This is a genomic window from Deferrivibrio essentukiensis, assembly GCF_020480685.1.
Lineage (GTDB): Bacteria > Chrysiogenota > Deferribacteres > Deferribacterales > Deferrivibrionaceae > Deferrivibrio > Deferrivibrio essentukiensis.
This window is the reverse complement of record NZ_JAJAFU010000001.1, coordinates 159,051-175,388: the sequence shown is the minus strand read 5'-3', so window position 1 is coordinate 175,388 and position 16,338 is coordinate 159,051. Positions and strand designations below refer to the sequence as shown.

Sequence of the window (16,338 nt, the reverse complement as noted above, 5' to 3'; positions counted from 1 at the left end):
TTTAATTGGTTTACACTATTTTAAAATTATTATAACATAACTACAAAAAATAACAAATATATTTGGAGGCAACATGTTTTGTGATATCAGCAAATTTGAGACAAAAGGCTCAGCAAAACGTTTAAAAGCATTAATCAGCGAAACTGAAGAAAAAATTAACAACATTAAAAATGGTGACATTGACGATAATTTTTTATCAAAATATCAGGAAACCACTTACCCAGTAGGGTTGGAATTCACCCCTCTTTCCCATTTAAACTCAGTAAAAAACAGCAAAATTACCCAAAAAGAATATTCCAAAGCTATTAACTACCTTACAGAATTTCATACACAGCTTTCTCAGGATGAAGATATTTACCAAAAGCTTAAAACTTATCAGAATCAATTTCAAATTGATACTGAAAAAAAGGAAGTGTTGACCAACTTAATAAGAGATTATGAACTTTCAGGTGTAGGCCTTGAAAAGGACAAGAAAAAGAGAATTAAAGAGATAAATTTGAAGCTGAGTGAGCTTACTAACAATTTCTTTCAAAATGTATTAAACGATACTAATGCCTTTAAAATGCAGGCAGATGAGGCAGATATCAAAGATATGCCCGAATCAGATAAGGCCACATATAAAAAAGGGAATACATTTGAATTTACGCTTCATGCTCCAAGCTATATATCATTCATGACATTCTGCAACAACAGAGAAAAAAGGGAGCATATGTACAAACATTACTACACGAGAGCTAAACAAAATAGTGAAATTATATCCGAAATACTTTTGTTAAGAGATGAAATGGCAAAGATTTTAGAATTTAAAAATTATGCCGAGCTATCCCTTGCCACAAAAGATGCAAACACTCCGCAGCAAGTTTTAGACTTCCTTTATGAAATGATAGAGCCTTGTAAAAAAAAGGCAGAAAGTGAATTAGCAGAGCTAAAAGATATTGCCCGTGAATTTGGAATAAGCAAAATAATGCCTTACGATACGGCATTTTTGTCAGAAAAGTTAAAAATAAAAAAATTTGGATACAAAGATGAAGATTTCAGGGTGTATTTTGAAAAAGAGCGTGTAGTAAAAGGAATGTTTTCTTTCCTGGAAAAATTTTTAGGTATTGCTTTTGAAAAAGTTGATATCCCTCTATGGCACAAAAAAGCAGATGCTTTCAATTTAAAAAAGAATGGAAAAATTATCGGCAGACTTTACATGGACTTAGAGGCGAGAAAAGGGAAAAGGGATGGGGCATGGATGCATGACTATGAAACACGATTTAAAGATTTAAAAGGGAATACTCACCTTCCGTCAGCCTTTGTGGTAGCAAATTTTCCAAAGTCAACATCAAGAATATGCTCCCTTTTAAGACCTTCAGATGTAGAAACACTCTTTCACGAAATGGGACATGCTTTGCATCATCTTTTAAGTAACGTAGACAATATTTTTGTAAGCGGAATAAATGGCGTGAAGTGGGATGTAGTAGAATTTCCTTCACAGTTTTTAGAAAATTTTTATTTCGAAAGTGAAGTTTTAGATATGATTGCAAGTCATTATAAATCAGGCGAAAAAATGCCTGACGATATGAAAAAAACATTAAAAAAGATAAAAAACTTTAACTCAGGCATAATGTTTTTAAGACAGCTTGAGTTTGCCATATTTGATATGGAGATTCATCATAAAAATGTCACTGACTTTGATACTGCTCACAATATCCTTAAACAGATAAGAGAAAAAACTTCTCTGTTTGAAGTGCCTGAATATGTACTATTTGAAAATCAATTTTCCCATATATTTTCAGGTGGCTATGCTGCCGGATATTACAGCTACAAATGGGCTGAAAGACTCAGTGCTGATGCATTTTATCTGTTTGTAGAAAACAATATATTTGACAAAAAACTCGCCGACAATTTTGTTGACAACGTATTATCAAAAGGTGGTAGCATAAATATTACAGAAGCTTACGAGAAGTTTGCAGGTAGAAAAGTTGACAATAAAAATCTTTTAAAACTTTGTGGCATTTTGTGAGGTAAAATATGGAAATTTCATCAGCCTTCTTTGTTAGCCTATTAACGCTAAGTATACTTGAAATTGTATTAGGTGTTGATAATATAGTAGTAATATCAATCCTTTCCGGGAAACTACCTGAACATCAACAAAAACTTGGAAGAAAATTAGGCATAGCATTAGCACTTGTAACAAGGTTACTTCTACTGCTCAGCATTACGTGGCTCATGATGCTGACAAATCCTCTATTTACAGTATTTGATAAAGGAATTTCCTTCAAAGATTTAATCCTTCTGTTAGGCGGACTTTTTCTAATTTATAAAGGGACACATGAAATTCATAATCTTGTAGATGAGGATAATCATAAGGAAGAAGAAGGCTTAAAACAGATTACCTTAACTGCTGTAGTAGTCCAAATTGGGCTTTTTGATATAGTCTTTTCTCTTGATTCGGTAATAACTGCAGTAGGCATCGGGCACAATTTGGCAGCCATGATTGGGGCAATAATTATTGCAATGTTTGTAATGCTTTTCGCCGCTGAAAAGATAAGCCACTTTATTGAGCAACACCTCTCAATAAAAATGCTTGCCCTGAGTTTTTTACTTTTAATAGGTGTTACGCTTGTGGCCGAAGGGGCACATTTTCATATTCCAAAAGGTTATCTATATTTTGCGATGGGCTTTTCAGGCTTTGTAGAAACTATGACGATAATAGCGAAAAGGAAGAAAATTGCACAAAGCAATTAGCGGGGACTTGCCCCGCTCTTAAAATTATATATTAAACCCTCTTTCTCCGTGTTCAACTTCGTCAAGGCCTCTAAGCTCAGACTCATCATCGACCCTTACATTTACAAACAATTTAGTGACATAAAACAGGATGATAGTAAGTACTGCTGAATAAACTATTGTTACAATAACTGAAACAAACTGTATCCATACTTGGTAAGGATTTCCGTAAAGCAGACCTTTACCTATGGCATTAATTTCGGGGTCAGCAAAAATACCCGTCAAAAGAGCACCTAAAATACCACACAATCCGTGGACTCCAAAGGCATCAAGAGAATCATCATATTTGAGCTTGCTTTTAAGCACAAAAACCCCTACAAATCCCAATATCCCTGATAAAAAACCAAATATTATAGAAGAACCTGCAGATACAAATCCTGCGGCCGGGGTTATTGCTACAAGCCCTGCTACTGCTCCTGAAGCTGCACCAAGTAGAGTAACCTTTTTTGTTACCACCCTTTCAACTAACAACCAAGCTAAAACTCCGCTGGCGGCCGAAGTATTTGTAACCAAAAATGCGTTAGCTGCTATTGCATCTGCAGCAAGCTGACTGCCTGCATTAAATCCAAACCATCCAAACCAAAGTAGAGCTGCGCCAAACACTGTTAAAACTATCGAAGATGGGATAATTGCCGTCTTGCCATAATCCCTTCTTTTTCCTGATAAAAGAGCTAAAACCAACCCTGTTACACCTGCATTTATATGAATAACAGTCCCACCTGCAAAATCTAATGCTCCCATATTGCCTATAAATCCGCCGCCCCATACCCAATGAGTAATTGGTGCATAGACAAAGGTAAGCCACAGGACTCCAAATATCATCCAAAAACTAAACTTTATTCTCTCCACAACTGAGCCACTTACTAAAGCAAGTGCTATACCAGCAAATGTCATTTGAAATGTAGCAAAAAGGATTTTTGGAATTGTCCCTTCGATATCTGTTATTTTAATATTATGGAATAAAATATAATTAAATCCACCTATTACTCCACCAAAATCATCACCAAATGCAAGACTGTATATAAAAAGAATCCACAATACAGAAGCTGCAGCATAAGAAACAAAGCTCATGCCAATAGTATTTAAAATATTTTTTGTCCTTGTCATACCGCCATAAAATAGTGCTAACCCCGCAGGAGTCATCAACATGACCAAAGCGGTAGCAACAATCATCCAAGCAGTATCCCCACCATTTATCTTCGCACCTTCCGATGCAAATCCATAAATTGGAAAAATAGTTATTATAAAATAAAATATCCACTTTTTCATATCGTCCTCCGAAGTTTTCCTTAATAATACTCAAAACTCATGCCAAAAATTATTGGCGCTTTCATAGGATTATTTAACTAAAAAGCATTATTCTTGGTTAAATTTTAACCAAGTGTGCACTTTTTTAAGGCATAATCTATATCAAATAATTTCAAGTAATTATTCTGTTGAAAATTTATAAAAATTGTGAAAAAAAGGCCTATGCTTAAGAGTTTAATATTTTTTATCCTTTTTCCTTTTGTGATATTCTCTGCAGGCCCTCTTGATGACCTGTACAACTTTTTCCCAAAATCAAGCCAGCTGCAGGGTGGGAATAAAAAATGGCTTTATACAAGTATAATGGAGAAAAGATATGATGATTATGTTGTTTTATCAAATACATATACATATTATAATGAGCAAAATGAAAAAATATTGGGGATAAACAGGAATACAAACTTTGCTGTCGATATTTCTATTTACTTTGCAAAAAATCCGACTGTTGCAAAATCTTTATACAATAAAAAAATACAAGAATCCAAACTTCCTGTAAGAAGAGAAGTTGATTTTGGTGAAGAATCTACTGTATTAATCAATCCTATCTCACTAAAAGCCCTCAAAGCAGAATATAATATTTTTATATTAAATAAGAATTTTTTAATTAGTATTAAAACCGACGATGGCTTTGCGTTGATGGAGTTTGCGGACTACTTTGATAAAATTGTCAAAAACTATATGCTCGCCAACATAGACAGGTTTTTTCTTGATAGGTTTAAGATTAAGCTTTCTTATAACGACTATAAATTGTCCGAAGAAATTGTATCTACAAATACGGATGTAGGTACAATAATTATCAAAGGGAAAGTTATAGACAGTAAGGGAAACCCTGTTTTTAACGCCAAATTAAGCCTCTTAGGCTACGGTTATGAAACTATAACAGATGAAAAAGGTGAGTATCGTTTTGAAATAAAGACAGCTGCTAAAAATAAAAAATACACAGAGTTTACAAAAAATTTCATACTTCCATCTCAAAAGGTCAAACAAGAGAAGTTGCCTTTAGTGGCAAAAATTGAAATAAAGCAGGCACATAAAACTGAAAATGCCATAGTGAAAATAGATTTTGAAGAGTTAACAGGAGATTTAATATCTGGCGATAGAATAAATAAACTTACAAATATAAAACATAATAACAACACCTTGAGTTTCGTAAGGGACTGCTCACCAAAAGGCTCTACATTTAAATGTAATCAGAAGATTGAATTTGTTGTAAAAGATAACAACATAACCGGGACAATTATTGGATTTGGTGGAAAAGGGACAATCACCGGGGAAGTTTATAGTAAAATCAAAGAAAAAGCTTTTTTCGTGGGAAATAACCTTATTCTTGAAAAAATAATTGCAGATAGTAAGCTCAATATTAAAAATATAGAAAAGAATAACTTAGTCATAACTAACTCAAATGAAATAAAGGAGCTTGTCCATTTCAAGTTAAACAAATACAACCCTTCACCATTGGACATTTCATATGAGCTAATGCTTACGAAATTACCCGGACTTATGAAGCAATCAGCAGCTCCCATATATCTTTTTGAGGGGGAAATCAGGGATAATAAGCTAATACTTACCAAAAAAGAGGAGATTATTATCAAAAATTCGGAGAAGCCTGAAGAATATTCATTTAAAATAGAGTCACCCAAAAAAGATTATTTCATAGGTTTTCTACCTGAATATAGCTTTAAAGAAACAATATTATTTTCCCTTGAAACAGCAATTGAAGCTATTGCGCCTAAATTTATAGTAAAGTCTTTTGAAAATGATTTACCTGAACAAAAAATTAATTTTACGGTTCATAAAAGTGAAAATGATTTTGCTTCTACTACAAAAGAGATTAAAAGTGATGGCAAGCCCGATACACTCATAAGATTAAAAGGGATAAAAGGTGAAATAACAGATATTGAAGTATCTCTCAGCGGAAAATTCAAATATCACTGGTCAACAGTACCAAACAAAATTCTGCCTGTGCCTGCTGTCTTGTTGAATGGAAAAATTGCCAATTCTAAAAATGGACTTTTTAATCTGAAATTATCTGAAGATGATGAACTTTTGTTATATTTAGGTTATCCTTCATGGGTAAACTTTGATAATAGCCTTATGGATATTGTTTTGACACTTAACGGCAAAAAGGTTGAATTAAGTAGGAAGATAACTAAATTAGAATAAAATCAAAAGGAGGCAATTTTGAGCCAATACAGTGAGTATATCGGCCTTATCCTATTTATAGGCTTGATAATTGTTTTAAGCCTTTTCAAAGGTGGCGGCTGAGCTACCGATTCATGCAGTATCGAGGATCGATACAAAAAGGAAGCAAAAAAGAAAGATAAAAAAAAGGGGAAGTAATTCCCCTTTTTTATTTAATATCTGTAGTGGTCAGGTTTATATGGCCCTTCAACAGGTACACCTATGTACTCTGCCTGCTCAGGAGTAAGCCTTGTAAGCTTGACTCCGATTTTTTCCAAATGAAGTCTTGCAACCTCTTCATCAAGTTTCTTCGGCAGTACATACACACCTGGTTTGTATTTATCTCTGTTTTTCCACAAATCTATCTGTGCAAGCACCTGATTGGCAAAGCTGTTGGACATTACAAATGATGGGTGACCGGTAGCACAACCAAGATTTACAAGTCTGCCTTCTGCAAGCAGGAATATTTCATGTCCGTCAGGAAAAATATATTTATCCACCTGTGGTTTTATGTTTACCTTTTTTATCCCTGGGTAATTATTTAATTTGTCTACCTGAATTTCGTTATCAAAGTGTCCAATATTACACACTATTGCCTGGTCTTTCATCTTTTCCATGTGCTCTATTCTGATAACATCCCTGTTACCGGTAGTAGTCACATATATATCTCCAATACCAAGAGTATCTTCAACAGTTTTTACCTCATACCCCTCCATTGCAGCTTGAAGGGCGCAAATTGGGTCAATCTCCGTTACTATAACCCTTGCACCTTGGCCCCTCAAAGATTGAGCAGAACCCTTGCCCACATCCCCATAACCGCAAACAACGGCAACTTTTCCTGCTATCATCACATCAGTTGCTCTTTTTATACCGTCAATCAATGACTCCCTGCAGCCATAAAGATTGTCAAATTTTGATTTAGTAACTGAATCATTTACATTTATTGCGGGAATTAAAAGCTCACCTTTTTGCATCATTTGATAAAGTCTGTGGACACCAGTCGTAGTTTCCTCAGAAACACCTTTAAGCTCTTTTATCATTTCTGTGAACTTACCAGGACTCTCTTTTAAAATTATTTTTAACCTTTTGATCAGTTCCTTTTCATCTTCACCGTGCGTCTCTTTATCAAGGACAGAAGGATCTTTCTCTGCCTTTACACCAAGATGAACCATTAATGTAGCATCTCCGCCATCATCCACAATAAGCTGAGGACCTTTACCACCAGGAAATGTCAAAGCCTGCTCAAGGCACCACCAATACTCTTCCAAAGTTTCACCTTTCCAGGCAAATACAGGTACACCGCTTTTGGCAATCGCTGCTGCAGCATGGTCTTGAGTAGAAAAAATATTGCAGCTGCTCCATCTTACATCTGCTCCAAGCTCAACTAACGTTTCAATAAGTACAGCAGTCTGAATAGTCATATGCAGTGAGCCGGTTATCCGTACACCCTTTAACGGCTTTTCGGCACTGTATTTCTCCCTGATTGCCATAAGGCCTGGCATCTCGTGCTCAGCTATCTCTATCTCTTTACGACCCCAATCAGCTAAATTTAAATCTTTTACTTTGAAATCCATCAATTCCTCCAATCTATTTTAAAACTTTTTAATCGGCTCAAAAGCCTTGGTAATAGGCAAGTTAAGGTTACTTCTTGATAGTTCAAGCCTGCTTATGTTTTTAACCTCAACTACATTTCCACTGTTGTCATAAATAGTCAGTTTGTAAGCCTCAACTGACCTGTCATTATAGAAGTCAAACACCATAAAAGACAAAACTATAAAAAAAGCTACATACCAATATTTCATATATTCGCCGCCAAAATACTTGTTAAATCTTTTCATCACACTCTCCTGATATTTACAAATGTATCATAGTAAGAAACAGCCATATTTGCATCTGTCTGCACCATCTTAGTTAAGATATTGGGTGTTTCCCCGAAATAGTTTCTGCTCTTATAAATCATTATATACCCTTTTGCAACCTTATCCGATATTTTAGCTCTTATCCTTAGTTTCCCAAGGTCATTAAAAAGTTCAACAATTTCTCCGTCACCAATCCCATTATTTTTGGCATCTTCTTCAGAAATATGCAAATAATCCTCTTTTATTGGGATGTCAGCCAACTGAGAATTGAGATAAAGGGTATGAGAGTTAGTTATCAACCTTAATCCTTTGTCTGAAAAAGGTGGTAATAGTTTAATATCTTTATTGTTAAATTTTCTAAATATTGGTTTTTTGTCATATTTTAATTCATCAACACTTTTTATGTTTATATCAAACCCAAGCTTATCTGACAGCTCTTTAACTATATCAGTATCTGAAATATAATTCAAATATTTCTCTCTCCTGTTAATAATTTCGTCAAAAAAATAGCTCCCCAAAATGTCGTCTTGAGCAAACATCCCTCCGACTTTTATAAAAATATCGGCAAGTTTAACCGTTTCAGTTATGTTTGTATCTACTACTATTAGCCTATTTTTATCTAAATATTTTCTTAAAAAAGAGGTTTCAGGATAAGTTACAATAGGATTTGCCCCAACAATAACAATCAGGTCAAAATAATCTTCCTCTAACTTTTCATAAAATTCCTTTATTGTGATTTTATTTTTCTTTTCAACATCAATACCTGAAATGTAGGCACTTGATGATTTCCCATAATAAAGGTTGTCCATATTGCCTGTATAATATGCAAGCCTATTAATCCATTGAACAATATTCTTTCCATTGGAATATCTTTGAAGACCAAAACCTGTAATAAAGCCTGTCTTTCCTAACTTTATCTTACTCTTTAAAAACTCTATATCTTCTTTAGAAATACCTGTTATTTGGACTGCTTGCTCGAGATTAACTTTATTTTCTATGTAACCTAAACTTCCCAAAATATAATGACAAAGTACACCATCTGAAGCCGGATTAATTCTTATGTATTTGCTTGTCAATTTCGTTGTTTCACTTTTTATCGGGTCTATGTAAATTATCTCTTTTTTGAGATTTTTTAAAAATGCATAAAGGTGCTGATTTGTGACTCTGGCATTTCTGCCAAAGATTATAACTGTGTCTACATCCTTTAGATTCTCTATATCAGGATTTATGCATACTCCAAAATCTTCCTCATGAGCAACTATTCCAGTTTCATCACAAGGATTATCTGACACAAAATAGCAGCTATCAAATTTAGTAAAAAAGTAGTCCCAATATTTCATTTTATAGCCAAGGCTACCGGAGCCTCTTAAATACAATACTTTTTTTGAGGTGTTTAACATTTCCGACATTTTGTCAATTGCGGTATTGTGGTCACATTCAATCTTGACATTTTTTTCTTTGTAAAAACAGGCTGCCTTTTCTAACTCTCTTTTGTAGAATTTCCTCAATTTACTGCAGAAAAAAGGATACTTATCAAATGAGTTTGACAGAGGACTAAAACTACCATCTTCTAAAATTTCAAAGCTGCATCCATCAGGGCAATCTTTGGAACAAAAATATTTCATTTACAATTCCTTAAATTTTATAATATAAAAAGCAATGATTGATATTCTTTTTTTAGTTTTACCAATATTTATTGTTTTGGCAACAGGAAACATTCTTTATAAATTAAAATTTTTCGATCAGCATTTTATATCTGTAGCAAACAAACTTATCTTTTATTTTCTATTGCCCGTTTTACTTTTTTATAAAATTGGAAATGCAAATATTAAAAGTTATTCCCTATCATATCTACTTACAATAATGGGATTAACCATAATTGCAATGTTTGTCATAAGTTTTGTCTTAGGCAAAATCTTTAAATTTAAGAAATCTTCCATCGGCACATTTGCAATGAATAGTTTCAGGGCAAACTACGCATATATGGGTCTTCCCGTATGTTACTATGCATTTGGGGATAAGGGACTTACAATTGCAAGTATACTTATGGCTTTTATCGTGCCTTTAGTCAATTTGATGTCGGTAATAAGTTTGACACTTACCTCAAACTCAAAAATGAATTTAAAAACATTTATCAAAAATACGCTCTTTAATCCTTTGGCTGTTGCGTGTATTTTAGGGATACTGTTTTCTGTTTTATCCATAAAAATTCCAATATTTATAAATAAATCTCTTGAATTAATGAGCAATGTCACACTTCCACTCGCACTTTTCAGTATCGGGGCAACTCTTGATTTTAAAAAGGTAAAAGGTAATATTGCAATTATATCATTTAATGTTTTTCTAAAACTTATTATACTGCCATTAATTGCACTTACCCTGCTGAAGATTTCTTCAAATTCAATGACATTTGCATCAAAAATATTGGTAGTGATGCTTTCTTCCCCTGCTGCAACGGTCAACTATATTTTAGCTTCCGAAATGGGTGGTGATAAAGATTTGGCAAGTAGCGTAATAATATTAAGTAGTGCACTTTCTATATTTTCTTTTGTTTTTTGGATATCGATTTTATAATAAAGGATAATTATAATTCATAAGAGGTTAACTCTCTGTCAATTTTCGATATACAGGACTCACATATGCCATGGGTAAAAGAAGGAATCCCTTCATCGTCAAAAATATTAAGTTCGTTTATTGCATGTTCAATTTCTATATATTTGCCATTATGTAAAATTTTGTTACACCATGCACACATCTTGTAATTTTTTGAAGAACGACTAAAGTTTTTTAAGCTTGTCTTTCTTTTTGTTTGCTTGGTTAAAATATGCTCCAATTTAATCATTTGATTTTTCATCGGAATAATATTTAACTTAAAATATCGAACATAATCGTCATTGTCGCACCGATACGTAATTGAAAACGTTTTTTCATTTATTCTAACTTTATCAAATATATCTTTAAGAATATTTACAAGAACTTCGTCATATGAAAAGTCAAAATAATTTACACCTACTATATTATATTTGACATTTTCTGTTGCCACTATATTATTGAGTCTGTCCAATATATAAGTTTCCATCATATCATATTTTAACTTAGATACCATTATTGTCAACAGCAGGCAACAAAAAAGCCGACCCAAAGGTCGGCTTTATATATTTTTTAATACATTCCATCCATTCCTGGCATTCCGCCCGGTGCAGCTGGGGCTTCTTTCTTTTCAGGAATTTCTGTAATTGTAGCCTCGGTAGTAATCATAAGGCCTGATACTGAAGCAGCATTTTGTAATGCACTTCTTGTAACCTTAGTAGGATCGATTACACCGGCTTCAATCATATTTGTATATTCTTCAGTAGCTGCGTTAAAACCAAAAGCAACGTTATCATTCTGAACTATCTTATCAACAACAATAGAACCTTCAAATCCTGCGTTTTCAGCAATCTGCCTAATTGGATATTCAAGAGCTTTTCTGATAATCTCAACACCAATTTGCTCATCACCAACAAGCTTTAAGTTATCAAGTGCAGCTCTAGCTCTAATAAGTGCAACTCCACCACCAGGAACTATACCTTCTTCCACAGCAGCCTTAGTAGCATTAAGAGCATCCTCTACCCTTGCTTTCTTTTCTTTCATTTCTGTTTCAGTAGTAGCACCAACTTTGATTACTGCTACACCGCCAACAAGTTTGGCAAGTCTTTCTTGAAGTTTTTCTCTATCGTAGTCAGAAGTTGTTTCTTCAATCTGCTTTTTAATCTGGTTAACTCTTGCCATAATGTCGTCAGAGCTACCTTCACCTTCAACAATTGTAGTATTTTCTTTATCTACAACTATTTTCTTAGCTCTACCAAGATCTTCTAACTTAACATTGTCAAGCTTGAGACCAAGGTCTTCACTGATTACCTGGCCGCCGGTAAGAACAGCAATATCTTTTAACATCTCTTTTCTTCTATCACCAAAACCCGGAGCTTTAACAGCAGCACAGTTTAATGTTCCTCTTAGCTTGTTTACTACAAGTGTTGCAAGAGCTTCACCTTCTATATCTTCAGCAATGATTAAAAACTGAGCGTTTTGTTTTGCAAGCTGCTCAAGTATTGGAAGAAGATCCTTCATGCTAGTAATCTTCTTTTCACAGATGAGGATATAAGCATTTTCAAGAACAGCTTCCATTGTGTCAGGATTAGTTACAAAATATGGTGATAGATAACCTCTATCAAACTGCATACCCTCAACTACATCAAGAACAGTATCAGTTGATTTGTTTTCCTCAATTGTAATAACACCATCTTTACCAACTTTATCCATTGCATCAGCAATAATATCACCAATCTCTTTATCATTATTTGCAGAGATTGTACCTACCTGAGCAATCTCAGTTTTATTTTGAATTGGCTTTGAAATTTCTTTTAATTTAGCTACAACAGCTTCAACAGCCTTATCAATACCTCTTTTAAGCTCCATTGGGTTTGCACCGGCTACTACGTTTTTCATACCTTCTCTGTAAATAGCTTGAGCCAATACAGTTGCTGTTGTAGTACCGTCACCGGCAACATCACTTGTCTTAGATGCTACCTCTTTAACCATTTGTGCGCCAAGATTCTCAATTGGATCTTTAAGTTCGATTTCTTTAGCAACAGTAACACCATCTTTAGTTACAAGTGGTGAACCGAATTTTTTCTCAATAACTACATTTCTACCTTTTGGTCCCAAAGTGACTTTCACAGCGTTAGCAAGCTTGTCAACACCTCTTAAAATAGCCTGCCTAGCCTCATCACCGAAAGTTATAGCCTTTGCCATAATCTATCCTCCTTAATATTATTAATTATCCAATAATTCCTAAGATATCATCTTCTCTCATAATGAGATATTCAACGCCGTCAATCTTAACATCTGTACCGGCATATTTGCTGAAAAGAACCTTGTCACCTACTTTTACAGTAAGCTCGACCTTGGTCCCGTTGTCCAACACTTTTCCCGGACCAACAGCGATAACTTCACCTTCTTGTGGTTTTTCCTTTGCAGTATCAGGGATAATAATTCCTGAAGCTGTTTTCTCTTCAGCTTCAATACGTTTAACAAGTACTCTGTCCTGAAGTGGCTTAATGTTTGCCATTTTGACCTCCTTGATATTATTTATATTAATGTTATTAGCAGTCATCTATACCGAGTGCTAACAGTACTTATATATATAAATTACAGTCGAAAAAATCAAGAGTTTTTTTTATTTCATTTTCTCAATTTTACTTTTGCAATTTTATATTTTTTAGATACAATTTATCATGTCCAACAACTTAAAAGAACCTTACAAAATTGTATTTGGCGGTTTTTTTGCACTGTTTCTTGCAATGGCTGTAGGAAGATTTGCATTCACACCTATCTTGCCAATCATGCAGTCAAACTACGGCTTTTCAAATACCATTGCAGGAAATATAGCCTCAATAAATTACCTTGGTTATCTCTTAGGTGCAATACTTTCAAAGTATGTTAAAAATAATAATACTCAGTATGCAATATATAAAGTCAGCTTGATAATATGCATATTGTCAACTGCGGCAATGGCCTTTTCACACACTATATTTTCATGGTATTTTTGGAGATTTATCATAGGCATTGCCAGCGGATTCCTAAATGTACTTGGGGTAGCTTTTGTTCTTCAGAGTCTTGCCTTGCTTGGAAAATCCCATATTTCAGGTTGGATGTTTTGTGGTGTAGGGACAGGGATTGCACTGACAGGCATAGCAGTCCCAGCCCTTAGCACAATACTAACTGCTGACCAAATATGGTTAGGGCTTTCTGTATTAAGTATTATACCATTTTACTTTGGTTGGACTGCCGTTAAAAAGGTTGAACTACAACATAATCTATCAACAACAGCATCAAATGATAAAAACCCTATGATTAGGAAATTATATATCTCATATTTTTTAGAAGGTTTTGGTTACATAATTACCGCAACATTTATTGTAAGCATACTGACAAAAACACTTAACTCTATTTACGCTGCAAATGTTTCATGGATATTAATCGGAATATCTGCTGCTGTTACCACACTGATTTGGCCTAAAATATCAAATAAATTTGGTGCCCACAAATCTTTAATTACAGCTTTTTTAATCCAGAGTGTTGCAATAATACTCCCTCTAATGATACCAAATACTTTTGGCTATATCATCAGTGCTATCGGCTTTGGAGGAACATTTTTAGGAATTGTTGCTATGACGCTAAGTTACGGCAGGGAGATATCACCTCAAGCTTCAAACAAAGTAATTGGAGATTTGACTATACTTTTTGGGATAGGGCAAATAATTAGCCCTGTTATCGCAGGTTACCTTGCCGACATTTATGGAAACTTTAACATATCTATCATAATCGCGTTCTTTTCAGTGATTTTGGCAGCTATCATCCTGCTACCAATGGAAAAATTTAGGAGTGGGCAAAAACTTCAATCAAAATAATAAAGTTAATCAGAATCAGTAATAAGGTTAAAGCCCATTTTCTGTAGTTTTTTGGAGGGCCGGCAATATATTCTTTCCAATCGCCATTTTTGACCCTTTTTGCAGTCAATTTAATTAATGGCTTTACAAAAGGGTGAGCGGTAAAAACTCTTGCATACTTTACACTTCCATCGGCCAACTTTACAGGTAACAACTCCTCTCTATAGTAAGTAAAAAAGGAATATACCCCTTCATAATTTCTCAATTTTATCATTGTATCCTTATCTACTTCAAAAAGCTCACCGTGAATGTCCCTACCATTTTTAGATTTAGTGACAACAGGATATCCAGAATTGGTCTGATACATTTTCCCTTTTATACTTCCATTACCCAAAAATACTGCATTTTTAAGATACTTCTCATAACCTATAAAACCACGCATGAGAGTACCATATGTAAATACAGTAAATGTACTACTTTCCATTCATGCTCCTATTATTGAACAGTTGTACTGATAAAGATCCTTTATTTTTAAAATTATAGCCTCTTTGTATTTTATTGGAAGGCTTTTTTCAAAATCAAGCCCCTTTTTTAATATTTCAAACATCTTATCAGCGTCAATCTTTCTATAATCGGGATTTTCACCCCATTTTTCAATATTGTGAGAAAAAGGGAGTATTTCATCAAACTGAAAAAGATTCTTAAACGCAATAAAAACAAAAATCGAGGGTTCATACACACCTCTTTTTACAAAATCTCTACAAAGCCTCATATTTGAAAACTCAATCGTATCAACCCATTTTCCATCATTTTTCCTCTTCCTACTTAGAAAAATATCCTTCATATTCTTTTCCATTATCCTTGCCTCAAAAACCTTTGAGCCAAACCTGATAAATTGACCTGTACACATAAGGATAAACAGAGATTCTTCAAAACCTATCTTAGGTCTTCTAAAGCCATCATTTGGAGATTCCAACGTAATATGCAAGCTATGAGGCCTTACCGGAGTGAATCTCACAGCTTCTTCAATAAGTTTTGAAGCAAATTGGGGACTATTTGTAAGTGGAATAGAAGAGGCTAATGTGGAATCAGGTCGAGTAAATGTATATTCCAAAAATCCCCCCTTTTTAATGAGCTGTTTAAAAGGCATTTCCGAATCAATATACGCCCCAAATCTCCACAAAAATTTTTTTAGGTGGTAGTGGTGATATTTGGAAAAATTCAATAATGGATCACCCTTTTCCGATACAAAAAATTTTCCTGCCTTAGGTCCAACATTTGTAAATTCAAGCTCAATACCAATAGGTGTATTACTATGAATAAAAGAGATAAGTTTGCTTTCAGTCTCAATATTTATAAAATAATTTTTAACCCTCTCATTTATCTCATAAATGATATCGCTTATAAAAATATCTCTACTAATTTTAATATTGAAATGCCTCATATTAGAGTTATATGCCATTAAGGCATAATATGTCGCCGGAGCAAATACCGAGTATTTATTATTTAAAAAAAGGCATTTTTTACTTAACCACCTTTCATAGTGGCGTGCCAAAATATTGACAGTAAAAACTGCTGCCAATATTTTTAGATATCTTAAATACCAAGATTCATTCCTAAAATACCTTTTATTAAAAAAATATTTTATTTCACCATCAGAGTCATCTTCTATACTTTTAAAAATATCTTTATTATCCCTTATTTTATAGTATTTATATCCGGATAATAAGTAACATAATACTGTTTTATTATTCATAGTAAATAATAAAACACCTCAGACAATTTGTCAA

Annotated in this window: 14 protein-coding genes; 5 read left to right on the top strand and 9 right to left on the bottom strand. The window is 33.9% G+C overall.

From position 1 onward, the window contains the following. Positions 1–73: 73 nt before the first annotated feature. Together LF845_RS00860 and LF845_RS00855 are read left to right on the top strand one after the other, a co-directional pair. A complete protein-coding gene (locus LF845_RS00860) occupies positions 74–2,008 on the top strand; it encodes a M3 family metallopeptidase (RefSeq protein WP_242819093.1) in 1,935 nt (644 codons plus the stop codon). Positions 2,009–2,016: 8 nt separating this feature from the next. After that, entirely contained in the window at positions 2,017–2,733 is a 717-nt protein-coding gene (locus LF845_RS00855) for a TerC family protein (protein WP_242819092.1), read from the top strand. A 24-nt stretch (positions 2,734–2,757) separates the two neighbouring features. Here the strand turns inward: LF845_RS00855 and LF845_RS00850 are convergent, their stop codons facing one another. Next, positions 2,758–4,041 carry an ammonium transporter gene (locus tag LF845_RS00850; RefSeq protein WP_242819091.1) on the bottom strand — a complete coding sequence of 428 codons (1,284 nt, stop codon included), beginning with the start codon at positions 4,039–4,041 and terminating at the stop codon, positions 2,758–2,760. 201 nt (positions 4,042–4,242) lie between these two features. Here LF845_RS00850 and LF845_RS00845 point away from each other — a divergent pair, with 201 nt between their 5' ends. After that, positions 4,243–6,240, top strand: coding sequence for a carboxypeptidase-like regulatory domain-containing protein (locus LF845_RS00845; RefSeq protein ID WP_242819090.1), 1,998 nt, complete (start codon positions 4,243–4,245; stop codon positions 6,238–6,240). A 191-nt stretch (positions 6,241–6,431) separates the two neighbouring features. Here the strand turns inward: LF845_RS00845 and ahcY are convergent, their stop codons facing one another. The 3 genes from ahcY to LF845_RS00830 are packed head-to-tail and all read right to left on the bottom strand — an operon-like array spanning position 6,432 to position 9,742. Then, positions 6,432–7,832, bottom strand: coding sequence for an adenosylhomocysteinase (gene ahcY / locus LF845_RS00840; protein WP_242819089.1), 1,401 nt, complete (start codon positions 7,830–7,832; stop codon positions 6,432–6,434). An 18-nt stretch (positions 7,833–7,850) separates the two neighbouring features. Further along, positions 7,851–8,096: a hypothetical protein gene (locus tag LF845_RS00835; protein ID WP_242819088.1), complete on the bottom strand. Its 246-nt coding sequence runs from the start codon at positions 8,094–8,096 to the stop codon at positions 7,851–7,853. Continuing rightward, positions 8,096–9,742, bottom strand: a complete 1,647-nt coding sequence (locus LF845_RS00830; RefSeq protein ID WP_242819087.1) for a molybdopterin-dependent oxidoreductase — start codon at positions 9,740–9,742, stop codon at positions 8,096–8,098. Before LF845_RS00830 ends, LF845_RS00835 begins: the two co-directional genes overlap by 1 nt. A 34-nt stretch (positions 9,743–9,776) precedes the next feature. Here LF845_RS00830 and LF845_RS00825 point away from each other — a divergent pair, with 34 nt between their 5' ends. Beyond that, positions 9,777–10,691: an AEC family transporter gene (locus LF845_RS00825; protein ID WP_242819086.1), complete on the top strand. Its 915-nt coding sequence runs from the start codon at positions 9,777–9,779 to the stop codon at positions 10,689–10,691. Between the two features lie 10 nt (positions 10,692–10,701). Here the strand turns inward: LF845_RS00825 and LF845_RS00820 are convergent, their stop codons facing one another. From LF845_RS00820 to groES, 3 genes are all read right to left on the bottom strand, one after another. Then, a complete protein-coding gene (locus LF845_RS00820; RefSeq protein WP_242819085.1) occupies positions 10,702–11,196 on the bottom strand; it encodes a hypothetical protein in 495 nt (164 codons plus the stop codon). 83 nt (positions 11,197–11,279) lie between these two features. Then, complete coding sequence (groL, locus tag LF845_RS00815; protein ID WP_242819139.1) at positions 11,280–12,914, bottom strand: chaperonin GroEL; 1,635 nt, start codon at positions 12,912–12,914, stop codon at positions 11,280–11,282. Positions 12,915–12,936: 22 nt separating this feature from the next. Continuing rightward, positions 12,937–13,227 carry a co-chaperone GroES gene (gene groES, locus LF845_RS00810; protein ID WP_242819084.1) on the bottom strand — a complete coding sequence of 97 codons (291 nt, stop codon included), beginning with the start codon at positions 13,225–13,227 and terminating at the stop codon, positions 12,937–12,939. Between the two features lie 166 nt (positions 13,228–13,393). Between groES and LF845_RS00805 the strand changes: the two genes are divergently transcribed. Next, positions 13,394–14,569 carry a YbfB/YjiJ family MFS transporter gene (locus tag LF845_RS00805; RefSeq protein ID WP_242819083.1) on the top strand — a complete coding sequence of 392 codons (1,176 nt, stop codon included), beginning with the start codon at positions 13,394–13,396 and terminating at the stop codon, positions 14,567–14,569. On the opposite strand, the gene LF845_RS00800 is transcribed toward LF845_RS00805, so the two are convergent. Together LF845_RS00800 and LF845_RS00795 are read right to left on the bottom strand one after the other, a co-directional pair. Continuing rightward, positions 14,538–15,032, bottom strand: coding sequence for a gamma-glutamylcyclotransferase family protein (locus LF845_RS00800; RefSeq protein WP_242819082.1), 495 nt, complete (start codon positions 15,030–15,032; stop codon positions 14,538–14,540). The genes LF845_RS00805 and LF845_RS00800 overlap by 32 nt on opposite strands. After that, positions 15,033–16,304, bottom strand: a complete 1,272-nt coding sequence (locus LF845_RS00795) for a hypothetical protein (protein WP_242819081.1) — start codon at positions 16,302–16,304, stop codon at positions 15,033–15,035. Positions 16,305–16,338 lie beyond the last annotated feature (34 nt).

What these genes read in the sequence shown, in the direction of transcription:
- LF845_RS00860 (WP_242819093.1), top strand. Translation starts at nt 74, where the DNA reads ATGTTTTGTGATATCAGCAAATTTGAGACAAAAGGCTCAGCAAAACGT.
- LF845_RS00855 (WP_242819092.1), top strand. Translation starts at nt 2,017, where the DNA reads ATGGAAATTTCATCAGCCTTCTTTGTTAGCCTATTAACGCTAAGTATA.
- LF845_RS00850 (WP_242819091.1), bottom strand. Translation starts at nt 4,041, where the DNA reads ATGAAAAAGTGGATATTTTATTTTATAATAACTATTTTTCCAATTTAT.
- LF845_RS00845 (WP_242819090.1), top strand. Translation starts at nt 4,243, where the DNA reads ATGCTTAAGAGTTTAATATTTTTTATCCTTTTTCCTTTTGTGATATTC.
- ahcY (WP_242819089.1), bottom strand. Translation starts at nt 7,832, where the DNA reads ATGGATTTCAAAGTAAAAGATTTAAATTTAGCTGATTGGGGTCGTAAA.
- LF845_RS00835 (WP_242819088.1), bottom strand. Translation starts at nt 8,096, where the DNA reads ATGAAAAGATTTAACAAGTATTTTGGCGGCGAATATATGAAATATTGG.
- LF845_RS00830 (WP_242819087.1), bottom strand. Translation starts at nt 9,742, where the DNA reads ATGAAATATTTTTGTTCCAAAGATTGCCCTGATGGATGCAGCTTTGAA.
- LF845_RS00825 (WP_242819086.1), top strand. Translation starts at nt 9,777, where the DNA reads ATGATTGATATTCTTTTTTTAGTTTTACCAATATTTATTGTTTTGGCA.
- LF845_RS00820 (WP_242819085.1), bottom strand. Translation starts at nt 11,196, where the DNA reads ATGGAAACTTATATATTGGACAGACTCAATAATATAGTGGCAACAGAA.
- groES (WP_242819084.1), bottom strand. Translation starts at nt 13,227, where the DNA reads ATGGCAAACATTAAGCCACTTCAGGACAGAGTACTTGTTAAACGTATT.
- LF845_RS00805 (WP_242819083.1), top strand. Translation starts at nt 13,394, where the DNA reads ATGTCCAACAACTTAAAAGAACCTTACAAAATTGTATTTGGCGGTTTT.
- LF845_RS00800 (WP_242819082.1), bottom strand. Translation starts at nt 15,032, where the DNA reads ATGGAAAGTAGTACATTTACTGTATTTACATATGGTACTCTCATGCGT.
- LF845_RS00795 (WP_242819081.1), bottom strand. Translation starts at nt 16,304, where the DNA reads ATGAATAATAAAACAGTATTATGTTACTTATTATCCGGATATAAATAC.